This is a genomic window from Providencia stuartii, assembly GCF_029277985.1.
Classification (GTDB): Bacteria; Pseudomonadota; Gammaproteobacteria; order Enterobacterales; family Enterobacteriaceae; genus Providencia; species Providencia zhejiangensis.
On sequence record NZ_CP119546.1, the window covers coordinates 2226001 to 2239772 of the forward strand.

12 protein-coding genes are annotated in these 13772 nt (G+C 43.9%); 2 read left to right on the forward strand and 10 right to left on the reverse strand.

Annotation, left to right across the window (positions count from 1 at the left end; genetic code table 11):
• Window positions 1-102 precede the first annotated feature (102 nt).
• The 9 genes from P2E05_RS09725 to P2E05_RS09765 all read right to left on the reverse strand — a co-directional run bounded on the left by P2E05_RS09725 (window position 103) and on the right by P2E05_RS09765 (window position 9996).
• Window positions 103-2046 carry an exoribonuclease II gene (locus tag P2E05_RS09725; RefSeq protein WP_250000452.1) on the reverse strand — a complete coding sequence of 648 codons (1944 nt, stop codon included), beginning with the start codon at window positions 2044-2046 and terminating at the stop codon, window positions 103-105.
• A gap of 108 nt (window positions 2047-2154) precedes the next feature.
• Complete coding sequence (gene nth / locus P2E05_RS09730; protein WP_154624602.1) at window positions 2155-2796, reverse strand: endonuclease III; 642 nt, start codon at window positions 2794-2796, stop codon at window positions 2155-2157.
• Between the two features lie 15 nt (window positions 2797-2811).
• The gene (locus P2E05_RS09735; RefSeq protein WP_272657935.1) at window positions 2812-3528 is read right to left on the reverse strand and encodes an electron transport complex subunit E; all 717 of its coding nucleotides are present in this window, start codon (window positions 3526-3528) and stop codon (window positions 2812-2814) included.
• Window positions 3529-3530: 2 nt separating this feature from the next.
• On the reverse strand, window positions 3531-4157 hold the full coding sequence (rsxG, locus tag P2E05_RS09740; protein ID WP_154624604.1) for an electron transport complex subunit RsxG: 627 nt from the start codon (window positions 4155-4157) through the stop codon (window positions 3531-3533).
• Window positions 4158-4166: 9 nt separating this feature from the next.
• Window positions 4167-5252 carry an electron transport complex subunit RsxD gene (rsxD, locus tag P2E05_RS09745; RefSeq protein WP_154624605.1) on the reverse strand — a complete coding sequence of 362 codons (1086 nt, stop codon included), beginning with the start codon at window positions 5250-5252 and terminating at the stop codon, window positions 4167-4169.
• Between the two features lie 13 nt (window positions 5253-5265).
• The gene (gene rsxC, locus P2E05_RS09750; RefSeq protein ID WP_276122721.1) at window positions 5266-8268 is read right to left on the reverse strand and encodes an electron transport complex subunit RsxC; all 3003 of its coding nucleotides are present in this window, start codon (window positions 8266-8268) and stop codon (window positions 5266-5268) included.
• On the reverse strand, window positions 8261-8887 hold the full coding sequence (rsxB, locus tag P2E05_RS09755) for an electron transport complex subunit RsxB (RefSeq protein WP_154624829.1): 627 nt from the start codon (window positions 8885-8887) through the stop codon (window positions 8261-8263). Before rsxB ends, rsxC begins: the two co-directional genes overlap by 8 nt.
• Window positions 8887-9468: an electron transport complex subunit RsxA gene (gene rsxA / locus P2E05_RS09760; RefSeq protein ID WP_154624828.1), complete on the reverse strand. Its 582-nt coding sequence runs from the start codon at window positions 9466-9468 to the stop codon at window positions 8887-8889. Before rsxA ends, rsxB begins: the two co-directional genes overlap by 1 nt.
• An 87-nt stretch (window positions 9469-9555) precedes the next feature.
• On the reverse strand, window positions 9556-9996 hold the full coding sequence (locus tag P2E05_RS09765) for a DUF2569 domain-containing protein (protein WP_163861584.1): 441 nt from the start codon (window positions 9994-9996) through the stop codon (window positions 9556-9558).
• A 227-nt stretch (window positions 9997-10223) separates the two neighbouring features.
• Between P2E05_RS09765 and P2E05_RS09770 the strand changes: the two genes are divergently transcribed.
• Window positions 10224-11267: an oxidoreductase gene (locus P2E05_RS09770; protein ID WP_163861587.1), complete on the forward strand. Its 1044-nt coding sequence runs from the start codon at window positions 10224-10226 to the stop codon at window positions 11265-11267.
• Between the two features lie 54 nt (window positions 11268-11321).
• Window positions 11322-12296, forward strand: a complete 975-nt coding sequence (locus P2E05_RS09775) for a bile acid:sodium symporter family protein (RefSeq protein ID WP_154624825.1) — start codon at window positions 11322-11324, stop codon at window positions 12294-12296.
• Between the two features lie 462 nt (window positions 12297-12758).
• On the opposite strand, the gene add is transcribed toward P2E05_RS09775, so the two are convergent.
• Window positions 12759-13760 (reverse strand): adenosine deaminase, encoded by a 1002-nt coding sequence (add, locus tag P2E05_RS09780; protein ID WP_247047038.1) that lies wholly within the window; start codon window positions 13758-13760, stop codon window positions 12759-12761.
• Window positions 13761-13772: the final 12 nt, after the last annotated feature.

A 13772-nucleotide genomic window follows, 5' to 3' on the forward strand; every position in this document is an offset into this window, starting at 1 on the left:
AACGGAAATATAACTAAGTGTTGTAGACTAAATAAGACGGCAATAAAACAATATGCTACTGATAAAATCAGTAGCATATTTATAGTATAGTATTAAAAAGAATTATGCGGCGGGGCGAGCAACAATATTACGTGTTTCCATACGCACTTCGGCGATATTGACATGAATAATATCGTTGAGTTTGTACGCAGGTTCACCTTTAATTAATACGCTGCCCGTTTCTTGGCTACATTGTATTTCGTCGCGCACAGCATGTAAGAACGGCGCTGGGATAAAAGCAACAGCACCATTATCGGTGAGTCGGACACGAACACCACCACGAGTAATATCGATGATCTCCGCTGGGAAAACTTGGTCAGTCCCCTCAAATGGCTTTAAGAAACGCGCATATAGCCAATCACCGACATCGCGTTCAGCCATGCGGTTTGCACGGCGGCGTTCAGCTAATTTTATTGACAACTCTTCTGTTGGCTTATTCGTTGAAGGCTCGCCAGCAATCACAGACTTTAATAACCGATGGTTAACGATGTCTGTATATTTACGGATCGGTGATGTCCAAGTTGCGTAAGCGTCAAAACCTAAGCCAAAATGCGGGCCGGGTTCACTTTTCACCTCAGCAAATGTTTGGAAGCGGCGGATACGACTGTCTAAGAATTGGGTCGGTTGTGCATCTAACTGACGACGTAGTTGACGGAAACCTTCCAAAGTTAGCAATGCGTCCGCGGTCGTTTCGATACCATGATCTTTCAACGTTTGTACGACTTGGTCAATTTGTAATGGTTCAAAGCCCATGTGGACATTAAATACACCAAAACCTAAGCTGTTTTTCAGTTGTATTGCTGCACACAGGTTAGCCGTTATCATGGCTTCTTCGACAATACGATTTGCTGTACGGCGGCTTTCTACAATGATATCAATGACATTGCCTTTATCATCTAATAGGAAACGATAATCAGGGCGATCTTTAAACACCAGTGCATTTTGTTGACGCCATTGATGGCGTTTATCAGCCATCTCTTTTAGTAACTCGATCTGTTGTTGATCCGCTGGATTAGCTGGCTGCCAACTACCTGTTTTTTCCAACCAATCAGAAACTTCGTCGTAAACCAATTTGGATTTAGACTCAACCCAAGCACTAAAGAATTGAATATCTTCAGCGATACTGCCATCTGCTAATATCGTCGTGGCACAGACAAGTGCAGGGCGCTGCTCATTAGGGCGCAAAGAGCATAGGTTGTCGGATAGCTCACGAGGTAGCATTGGAATGTTAAAACCAGGAAGATAATTGGTATAAGAACGTGCCAAAGCCAGTTTATCTAATTCACTGCCTTCTTTGATATAACTGGTTGGATCGGCAATAGCAATATAAAGCTTTAGATTACCTTCAGGGGTTCTTTCAACATAGAGCGCATCATCCATATCTTCCGTGCTGGCACTATCGATAGTGACAAAATGAAGGTGAGTGAGGTCAATGCGTTCAATGCCTTCATCGTCACGTTCACTATCCACCATTTGTGGCTCTGCACGATCAAGTTGATGACGACGCAGTGTTACCCACCAAGGTGCAAAATGGTCTTCACCATCCGTAATGAATTCTGTAATGTCAGCGTAAAAACCTTTATCACCTTTTAAGGGGTGACGACGCATTTCAGCAACAACCCAATCTCCTTGTGCAAATTCATGGGTAACGTCTTTGGTTGGGCGGCAAGAAATCGTATCTTTTAGTAGCGGATGATCTGGAATAACGAATAAACGGTTATCATTATCTTTTTTCTGAATTCGACCTACAAAACGCGTGAGAAAAGGTTCGACAAGTTCTTCTGGCTCAGCGAATTCACGGTCTTTATCGGTATGAATAGCAGCCACAACACGGTCACCATGCATGACTTTCTTCATCTGCGGAGGAGGTACAAAGTAGCTTTTTTGTCCATCTACTTCGAGAAAACCGAAACCTTTGTCGGTACTTTTTATCAAACCCTCAACTCGTGGGGTTTGAGAATGTAGCTGCTGTTTGAGTTGCGCGAGCAATGGGTTGTCTTGAAACATACTTACCGTTTTTATGGAGGTTGAGTTTGACTCCCATTGTTACGTAAGACAAAGTCTTAGAGCAAGAAAAAATTGCATCGTGAACAAATTACTGGGAGCAGTGTAATATTAATTTTCAGGGTAAACTTTATCTTTAAATTCGCATAAGTCTTCGATAATGCAAGAACCACAACGAGGCTTACGAGCAATACAGGTATAGCGACCATGCAAAATAAACCAATGGTGGCAATCGACTTTAAACTCAGCGGGGACGACTTTTAGGAGCTTTTCTTCCACTTCGACAACATTTTTACCCGGTGCAAAGTTAGTTCGATTACAGACCCTAAAAATATGGGTATCAACAGCGATAGTTGGCCAACCAAATGCTGTATTTAGAACAACATTGGCCGTTTTGCGACCCACACCGGGTAAGGCTTCGAGTGCGGCACGATCTTCGGGCACTTGGCTGTTATGTTTTTCAATTAAGATCTTACAAGTTTTAATCACACTTTCCGCTTTGGTGTTAAATAGCCCAATGGTTTTTATATATTCTTTGATGCCATCAACACCTAGCGCCAACATAGCTTCAGGTGTATTTGCTACCGGATATAATTTAGCGGTTGCTTTGTTAACACTAACATCCGTGGCTTGTGCTGATAGCAAAACAGCGATCAGCAGCTCGAAAGGGGAATTAAATTGTAATTCCGTTGTTGGATTGGGATTGTTATCGCGTAAACGAGTTAATATCTCAATACGTTTTGATTTATTCATAGCTCACAATCAATTTTATCTAGAAATATGGCTGCCGCATCCTTGTTCTTTTGAGTATTCACGTTCAGGTTGCAGACCTGACTTGAGAGCGGCTCGTTTTTTCATTTTTTCATCAATTAAATATTTACCCGCAAGCATTAATGCTAGACCGATAAAAGCACCCGGTGGCAGCATAGCGAGTAAAAACGGAGAGTCAAGCTGTAACACTTCAATTCTTAATGATTTAGCCCATGGCCCTAAAAGTAAATCTGCACCATCAAATAACGTGCCATTGCCTAAAATTTCACGCATAGCGCCGAGAACAAGTAAAGCCGCGGTAGCCCCTAATCCCATAGCAAGTCCATCAACGGCTGAAAGTGGCACTGGATTCCTTGATGCATAGGCTTCCGCGCGGCCAATAACAATACAGTTTGTCACAATTAGGGGGATAAAAATGCCTAAAGACTCATAGAGGCCGAAAGCATAAGCATTAATTAACATCTGTACGGCGCTAACAACAGAAGCAATAATCATGACATAAATAGGTATACGGATTTCACTCGGTACCCAACGACGAAATGCCGAGACAGCCACATTGGTACAGATTAATACCAGTGTTGTGGCAAGCCCAAGTCCTAGTGCATTGGTTGCTGTTGATGAAACCGCGAGTAAAGGGCATAGCCCTAAAAGTTGTACCAGCGCTGAGTTATTTTTCCATAAGCCTTGGGCAAAAAGTTCTTTAGATTCACTCATGATTATTCAGCTCCACAAATTGGGTAACTTGATAGATTTTGTGGTATTTTTTGCATAAAAACAGCAGTGCGCTTAGTGGCATTCACAACCGCTCTTGGCGTTATTGTCGCACCCGTAAATTGATCAAAATTACCACCATCTTTTTTTACCGCCCATTTAGGGTCCTGCTCAGAAGCAACGTTACCTGTTAATAGCGTGATCCAATCGGAAATTCGAGTTTCAATTTTATCGCCGAGTCCGGGGGTTTCATGATGTTCAGTCACCCTAACACCAAGGACATTACCGTTAAAATCAGCGCCAACTAATAGATGTATCGCGCCAGAATAGCCATCAGGCGCAATCGATTCGAGAGCGGCGGCGACAGGTTCACCATTCTTTCGTGCAATGTACAGTCGATGGGGTTGTTTACCGCCAAGTTGGGCCTCAGCACCGACTAAATAACACTCTTGTCCAAAATCATTATCATATAAACGGGTTGGCACGACTTGGTCAAGTAATTGCTTTTGCACAATCGCCGCTTGTTGAGCAATGGTATCCTTAGTTAACGTATAAACCGTAGCACTGAGAGCCGTTGTACCTGCTGCAAATAGCGCCAAAATAGCCCCATGACGGCGCATCGTATTCAACATACAGCCTCCTTACTTATGTCCATGCCCGTATGCACGGGGTTGCGTATAGTGGTCAATGAGAGGAACGGTAATGTTGGTTAATAAGACAGCAAAAGCGACGGCATCGGGATAACCACCATAAACACGAATTAACCATACTAATAAACCAATCATCACACCATAAATGAGGCGACCTTTTGGTGTTGTGGAGGCTGTTACCGGGTCAGTTGCAATAAAGAAGGCCCCTAACATAGTTGCGCCTGAGAGTAATTGCACTAAAGGTGGAGAGTAGCGCCCAGAATCGATTAACCAGCTTACGATTGCACAAAATGCCAATGTAGCGAGAAATGCAACAGGGATTTGCCAACTGATAATACGGCGATTCAACATGATTACGCCACCGACTAAATAGGCAATATTCACCCATTGCCAGCCAATACCAGCGAGAGAGCCTTGCAAAATAGGCTGCTGTAAAACATCTGAAATAGGATGAGTTAAAAGCCCTGTTTTAAAACTGTCTAATGGGGTTGCTTGGCTCATTCCATCGACACCCATTCGTAAGGCATCAAGCGTAACTCCAGTTGGGGTATGCCCTGTAAAAATAATTGATAGACTTTCTAATGCATTGATATTTAAAGTCTGTAACTCATGGGGAGGTAACCAACTGGTCATTTGTACGGGAAATGAAATTAAGAGTACAACATAACCGACCATAGCAGGGTTAAATGGGTTTTGTCCTAATCCACCATAGCATTGTTTTGCAATAATTATCGCGAAAGCTGTCCCTAAAACGATCATCCACCACGGCGCTAATGGCGGTAGGCTAATACCTAATAATAGCGCCGTTACAACCGCAGAGTTATCTTTGAGTACATTCAATACAGGCTTTTGACGAAGGCGAATAGCAATGCCCTCGACGATAATGGCCGTGATTATGGCTAAAACAATTTGATAGAGAGTACCAATACCAAAAAAGTAAATTTGTGCCGCAATACCAGGCAAAGCGGCCAATATCACCCATAGCATAACAAGGCTGGTGCTTTGATTATCATGGGTAAATGGAGCGCTTGCAATTTTCAAACGGCGATTATTTGGGTCAATAGGCCTAAATTTCATGGTATTTAATCACTTACTCTGTCATGGTTTGTTCGTTTTGTTTTTGAGCCTGTTTCGCTTTTACACGAGCTATCGCTGCGGCAACGGCGACTTTACGAGGATCTGTTTCTTCTTCAATTGGCTGCTCAGCAGCAGGGGAAAGCATTTCCTCTTCATCGGCTTTCGCGATAAGTTGTGCTTTATCTTGTGCTGCTTTTTTGGCTTTCGCACGAGCAATAGCGGCGGCAACCGCTGCCTTACGCGGATCAACCTCAGCCGGTTCGTCAGCGCTAGTTGGCTCTGCGCTCTCTGAGGTGGTAGCCTCCTGTTGAGCCGCTTTTTTGGCTTTAGCACGGGCAATAGCGGCGGCAACCGCTGCCTTACGTGGATCAACCTCAGCTGGTTCGTCAGCGCTGGTTGGCTCTGCGCTCTCCGAGGCAGTAGCCTCCTGTTGAGCCGCTTTTTTGGCTTTCGCACGAGCAATAGCGGCGGCAACCGCTGCCTTGCGCGGATCAACCTCAGCCGGTTCGTCAACGCTGGTTGGCTCTACGTTCTCTGAGGCAGTAGCCTCCTGTTGAGCCGCTTTCTTGGCTTTCGCACGGGCAATAGCCGCAGCAACCGCAGCCTTACGTGGATCAACCTCAGCCGGTTCGTCAGCGCTGGTTGGCTCTACGTTCTCTGAGGCGATAGTCTCCTGTTGAGCCGCTTTTTTGGCTTTCGCACGAGCAATAGCCGCGGCAACCGCAGCCTTACGCGGATCAACCTCAGCCGGTTCGTCAGCGCTGGTTGGCTCTGCGCTCTCTGAGGCGATAGTCTCCTGTTGAGCCGCTTTTTTAGCTTTCGCACGAGCAATAGCGGCGGCAACTGCTGCCTTACGCGGATCAACCTCAGCCGGTTCGTCAGCGCCGGTTGGTTCTACGTTCTCTGAGGCGATAGTCTCCTGTTGAGCCGCTTTTTTGGCTTTCGCACGAGCAATAGCGGCGGCAACCGCTGCCTTACGTGGATCAACCTCAGCCGGTTCGTCAGCGCCGGTTGGTTCTACGTTCTCTGAGGCGATCGTCTCCTGTTGAGCCGCTTTCTTGGCTTTCGCACGAGCAATAGCCGCAGCAACCGCAGCCTTACGTGGATCAACCTCAGCCGGTTCGTCAGCGCCGGTTGGTTCTACGTTCTCTGAGGTGATAGTCTCCTGTTGAGCCGCTTTCTTGGCTTTTGCACGAGCAATAGCCGCAGCAACCGCTGCTTTACGCGGATCATTCCCCTCGTTTGCTTCCGCAGGTTGAGTGACAGTGTCACCTTTGCTTTCTTGCGCGGCCGCGGCTTTTCTCGCCTTAGCGCGAGCAAGTGCAGCGGCTACGGCAGCCTTACGTGGGTCGTTAGTATTATCTTCTGCTATCATTGTAGCGGCTTGTTTCTCGGCCTGTTTTGCTCTCGCTTGCTCTTTACGTGCCGCTCTTGCGGCAATAACCGCACTGTTATCAGGCTCTGCACCTACAATGACATCAATTGCGGATGTGGCAGCTGATTTTTTGGCTTTTACACGAGCAAGGGCTGCGGCAACAGCATCTTTATCGGATGCCTCCACTTGAACTGCTGATTTTTTATGGCGTTCTTCTCGGGCCAGTTTTTCGCGTTCCATCCGCTGCTGTTTCGCTTCAAAACGTAATTTTGCTTCTGCTGCCCGTCGTTCCTCTTGCTTAATCTCACGTATTTCTGCTTTTTCTTGTCGGTAATATTGCACGAGAGGAATATTACTTGGACAAACATAGGCGCAAGCGCCGCATTCTATACAATCAAAGAGGTTATGCTTCTGTGCTTTCTCATGCTCTTTACCTTTACTGAACCAATACAGTTGCTGAGGGAGCAGAGCAGCAGGGCATGCATCAACACATAAACCACAACGAATACACGCTTCTTCAAGAGGCTTTTGCCCAACCTCTTCGATACTAGGAACCAGTAAACAGTTACAAATCTTAACAACGGGCGCGTTAAGGTCAGGCAAAGTAAATCCCATTAATGGGCCACCCATAATGACCATTTGCTCAGTTGCAGGCGTAAAACCTGTCTGTTGTAAAAGGTGTTGTACAGGGGTACCTAGACGAGTCCAAAAGTTACCCGGAGAGGCGATCGACTCACCCGTTACGGTCACGACACGTTCGATTAAAGGTTGACCATCAATCACGGCTCGTTTTATTGCAACCACCGTTCCCACGTTCTGCATTAATACGCCGATTTGAGATGAACGAGCACCGGAGGGAACCTCTTTACCCGTCAAAATTTTAGTAAGCTGTTTGGCTCCGCCAGAAGGGTATTTAGTCGGAATGACCCGAATAAAAATATGCTTATCATGAGTGGTTATTGCTTTTTTTAAAGCCGCAATAGCGTCTGGCTTATTGTCTTCAATACCAATAAGAATTTGATCAGGATTGAGTAGGTGTTGCAAAATGCGACAGCCTTCGATGACCTCATCCGCATGTTCTTGCATGAGGCGATCATCCGCGGTGATATAAGGTTCACATTCCGCGGCATTCACAATTAAGGTCTTGATCGCATCTTTCCCCCCGGCAAGCTTAGAGGCTGTTGGAAAGCCTGCCCCCCCAAGTCCGGCGATACCTGCTTGTTCAATTTTTTGCAATAGTTGCGCTGGGGTGAGTTGTAAATAATTAGGCTCAGGAAATAATTCGCACCAAGTATCTTCGCCATCAGCGTTGAGGCAAACCGACAGTTCTTTTAAGCCAGAAGGGTGAGCGGTAACCATCGGTTTAATTGCGGTGATTGTACCGGACGTTGAAGCATGGACAGGTACGGTTCGGCCAACACCACGTGTTAAAGGTTGGCCTTTGAGTACATGATCACCCGCTTTAACAATTAACTCACCTTCAGGGCCTAAATGCTGTTGTAACGGAATAATAAGCTGCTCAGGGATTGAAGCCACGCGCATTGGAACTTGGCTGGATTGAAGCTTCATTTCAGGTGGATGTATGCCGCCTGAAAAATCCCAAATAGTATCTTTTTTCAGCCAGTTAAATAAATTAAACATGTGCATCACCTTTTACCGCAGAAAAGGGTGATTTGGGCTGTTGTTCATTAGCTGACACAGGAATATTTTTAACTGGAATACTGTTTAAATCCCATTTCCAGTTTGCCGTCGTCGTTTTCACGGGAACCAGTTCAATACAGTCGGTTGGGCAGGGCGCGACACATAGGTCACAACCTGTACACAAGTCTTCAATGACGGTATGCATCGCTCTGGTTGCACCAACAATGGCATCGACAGGACATGCTTGGATACATTTGGTGCATCCAATACAGTTTTCCTCATCAATAATGGCAACTTTACGAACGGGATTCTGTGCACTCTCATCGCCGTCAATCGGTTGAGGGTCGACATTCAGCAGCTCGGAAATTTTCAACATAACTTGCTCGCCGCCGGGGGCACATTTATTGATCATCTCACCATTATTAGCGACGGCTTCCGCATAAGGACGACAGCCTGGGTAGCTGCATTGACCACATTGGCTTTGAGGCAAAATCGCATCAATTTTTTCGACAATAGGGTCTTCTTCAACTTTAAAGCGTAGAGAGGCATAGCCAAGGACTAAACCAAAAATCAGTCCCAAAACAGCTAAAATGCCAATAGCAATCCATAACGACATCATTAGAATTTCACCAAACCACTAAAACCCATAAATGCTAAAGACATAAGTCCAGCAGTAACTAGGCCAATAGATGAACCACGAAAAGGAGCAGGGACATCGGCAACAGCAAGCCGTTCACGAATAGCGGCAAACAAAACCATGACCAATGAGAAGCCGACTGCGGCAGCAAAACCATAAACGGCTGACTGTAAGAAACCATGCGACTGGTTGATATTTAACAGAGCAACACCTAACACAGCACAGTTAGTTGTAATGAGTGGGAGAAAAATCCCTAATAAGCGGTAGAGTGTTGGACTGGTTTTTCTGACAACCATTTCGGTGAACTGAACAACGACGGCGATCACTAAAATAAAGCTGAGGGTGCGTAGATAGAGAAGGTCAAGAGGCACTAAAATTAACGTGTCCATCAGCCAAGAACTGATGGAGGCAAGTGTCATGACAAAAGTCGTAGCAAAGCCCATTCCAATGGCTGTTTCGAGTTTTTTTGATACGCCCATAAATGGACACAGACCAAGGAATTTTACCAGCACAAAGTTATTAACCAGCACTGTTCCAATAAATAGTAAAAGATAATCAGTCATTTCATAGCCTGAAAACAAAATTAAAGAACAAAGACCGACGTATGTCAGTAAAACTGAGCGTATGATAACAAGCTATTTTTGTGATGCTTATCGATCTTGTGTGAAAGTCATTTTCACGCGGGCAGAATTTTTAATGTAAGGCACAAAGACTCCCGCGCCAATAAGTGGCCAAGCGAGTGTTTTTAGTGCGATATTGTCTTCAACGGCAGCGAAGGCGAAGGTTTTTAATCCCAACAGCAATAACACTAATAGCCAAATAATAAAACGGCGAGGGAAATGTTTAGAACGAATAAACATCAATTTCAAAATATGAGCGGTAAATAGCGCCATCACAACGGTAATAAGAAATGATAAACACCAATCTAACGGGATATAACTGGACCAATTCTCAATAGTGGTGACAATTTGATAAAGTTTAATGGAATACATTACTACCATGGCGCACACAGCAAAAAATGTCATTAAAATAAAGGCGGCTGGAGCAAGGAGCCAACCCGTAATTCGATGATGGTCATAGACAGGCGTCATATCAATTTATTCCATATTTAAGTTCATAATAATTCAAATACATATTGTTACCTGCCTAAGAGCATCTAAGCTAGCGTTTAAAATGCTTTTTTTCAGTGTTCAATGGTACTTAAAATTATTTTGATAGAATCAATCAATGGATATCCTACCATAGTTTTATTTGCTAATTAATTGGTTATGGTGATACTTTTTATACGTTCTGTGGAAACTAATAAAATGAGGTTATTATGTCTGCACCAATTAAAGTGGGTATTATTGGTTATGGTTATGCAAGTAAAACATTTCATGCACCTTTTATTGCCACTTTGCCAGGTTATGAGCTGACAGCAATTTCAAGCAGTCAGCCAGATAAAGTGACGACAGATTGGCCGAATGTTACGGTAGTCTCCTCTCCAGAACAGTTACTTGCAAATCCTGAAATAGAATTAGTTATTATTCCAACACCGAACGATACTCATTATCCGCTGGCGAGCCAAGCACTAGCGGCAGGTAAACATGTTGTTGTGGATAAACCTTTTACTGTTACTGTTGAAGAAGCCGAAGCGCTACAACAACAGGCCCAAAAAGCAGAAAAAATACTTTCTGTGTACCATAATCGTCGTTGGGATGCGGGCTTTTTGACGTTAAAACAGCTCTTTGCTGACGGTTGCTTAGGTGACATTAAATATTATGAATCTCATTTTGACCGCTATCGTCCAGTGACACGCCAAAGATGGCGTGAATCGGCTGTTGCCGGCGGTGGAATTTGGTATGATTTAGGCCCGCATTTATTAGATCAAGCCTTACAATTTTTTGGTAAGCCTACCAGTATTCATGCAGATTTAGCGATGATCCGCCCTAATGCAGAAGCCGTCGATTATTTCCATGTATTGCTTAATTACGCAGATAAAAAAGTGATTCTTCATGCTACCACCGTGGCTGCGGCGGAATCTCCGCTTTATGTCGTCCATGGCATGAAAGGCAGTTATGTTAAATATGGTCTTGATTCCCAAGAAGATAAACTAAAAAGTGGGGCGTTACCCAACGATGAAAATTGGGGGGTTGATGAACGTAACGGAGTTGTGACGCTGTCACAAGGCGATGAATTGATTTCTAAAGAGTGGGTGAACAAAAAAGGTCATTACGGTGGTTATTACCTTAAGATTTTCGACGCAATCCGTCATGGCGCCGAAAACCCAGTACAACCCCAAGAAGCGATTGAAATCATGAAGCTGATTGAAGCCGGTATCATTTCAGCCAAAGAAAAACGTACTGTAGATATTGATTTCTAAAATTAATTTTAAATTAATGAGCCAGCAAAAGCTGGCTCTTTGTTAGGTACTAAAATGAATTTGTTAGCAAAACTTAAAATTGATCCTTTCTTGCTTATCATGATTTGTGTTGTGGTAATTGCTAGCCTATTTCCTTGTGAGGGGGAGATTAAAATCGGCTTTCAATACTTAACGACAGCAGCAATTGCACTGTTATTTTTTATGCATGGCGCAAAGCTGTCTCGCGAATCTATCATGGCCGGAATTGGACACTGGCGACTGCATTTATTGGTTTTTTCTAGCACATTTATTTTATTTCCTATTATTGGTTTAGGGTTGCATTTCATGGTGCCAACTTGGATGTCACCAACCGTGTACATGGGCTTCCTTTACCTTTGCGCGTTACCTGCAACGGTACAATCGGCAATTGCATTTACTTCTGTTGCAGGCGGGAATGTTGCCGCGGCAATTTGTAGTGCTTCAGCATCGAGCATTTTGGGAGTCTTTTTATCGCCGATCTTAGTGGGCTTCTTAATGGATGAAGATGGCAGCCAAGCGATGGATACACTGAATGCAATTGGTGCTATTTTATTACAGCTAATGTTGCCGTTTGTCGTAGGGCACCTTTCTAGGCCGTTATTAGCGAATTGGATTAACCGGAATCGCAAACTAATTAATATTACCGACCGTTCATCAATATTATTGGTTGTTTATGTTGCATTCAGTGAAGCGGTCGTTGAAGGGATATGGCAGCGTATTGATGCCTATTCACTCTTTATGATCGCTGTAATCAGTTGCCTTATTTTATTTATTGTTATGGTGCTCAATACATTAGCGGCTCGCCTATTTAAATTTAGCAAAGAAGATGAAATAACGATTGTATTTTGTGGCTCTAAAAAAAGTCTTGCTAATGGTGTTCCAATGGCGAATGTTCTTTTCCCAGCCTCAGTCGTTGGAGTGATACTATTGCCATTAATGATATTCCATCAAATACAGTTGATGGTTTGCGCTGTTCTTGCTCAACGCTATGCAAAGCGCTTAGCTAAATAATTAGTCCTGTGTCGAGTAGAGGTATCTACTCGATAAAATACCCGCATTTAGTTACAACATACTAATGAGTGGAAACAAACTTCATACATTAGCCACTGAGTATGAAAATGAAAAAGCTAAACAGGGCAGAATTTGGTTGCACTGCCCTAAACGGGGATGTTTGGGTTAGAATACAGCTTATCTGACTTTATCTTAAAATCCGTTTAAACATTTAATGACAGCGGATAGTAAGGTTGAAAATGAATATTCAATCTATTAACTAATTGAATAATAATCTTATTTATTATTTCTATGTCCCATCAACTCAATAACATCGATTTTATCCACTGTTAAAGGAGGTTGTTTATGGCGGGAGAGCGGCTCGAAACTCTCATGCCTTAATGCGCTAGAGCAAGAGTTGATAGCTAGCAACCGTTTGTTCTCTAAGCCAACCTTCCAAAATGAAAAAGGAATATCCCCTGATTAGCGAAGGGCAGCTTTTTGTCGCAATTGCTGCTTTTCGCTCTCACTGAGAAAAGACATCGTTAATCCATTGATTTGCGCCTGTTCAATTTCAGCTTGCGTTAATCCTGCCATCGGAGCGGCGATATTATATTCATGGTCTAGCTCAATACCTTCAACCGCTGGGTCATCTGTATTGATTGAGGCTAATACGCCGTGATTTAAAAACATTTTCAACGGATGTGCAGATAATGATGATACTGTACTCGTTTGAATATTGGAGGTCAGGCAGCTTTCAATACCGATTTTATGTGAGGCTAAGTACTCAATGAGTTCTGGGTCTTCATTTGCTTTAACGCCATGACCGATTCTTTGCGCACCTAACTGTTTAATCGCATGCCAAATACTCTCTGCACCTGCCGCTTCTCCCGCATGAACCGTTATTTGCAAACCGGCATCACGAGCTCGGGTAAAGTGGGTATTAAATAGGGAGCCAGGAAAACCAAGTTCGTCACCAGCAAGATCTAGCGCACAAAGCTTATCACGATGAGCGAGAAGACCCGCTAATTCTTGAGAACAAGCTTCTGGTCCGAAAGTCCGGCTCAAAATACCAATTAAATTGATCTTGATATCATACTGCTTACAACCCGCCATTATCCCATCAATCACGGCTTCAACGACACCTTCAATGGGTAATTTGTGTTGCATTGCCATATAGTAGGGAGAAAAACGTAGTTCAGCGTAGTCAATGCCTGCATTATAAGCATCTTCAACATTTTCTTGAGCCACTCGTTTGCAGGCATCTAAATCTGCTAACACAGCGACTCCCCAATCTAATTTTTGTAAAAATCCGACTAAATCAGCTTCTTGCGTCATGATTTGTACGTGAGGGCGTAGAGTTTCTAGCTCATAGGCAGGCAACGCGATATTATGCTGTTGAGCGAGAGAAAGAATCGTTTCAGGGCGGATATTACCATCTAAATGGCGGTGGATATCCGTTAATGGCAGTTGTCTGTTAATCACTAATTGCATCCC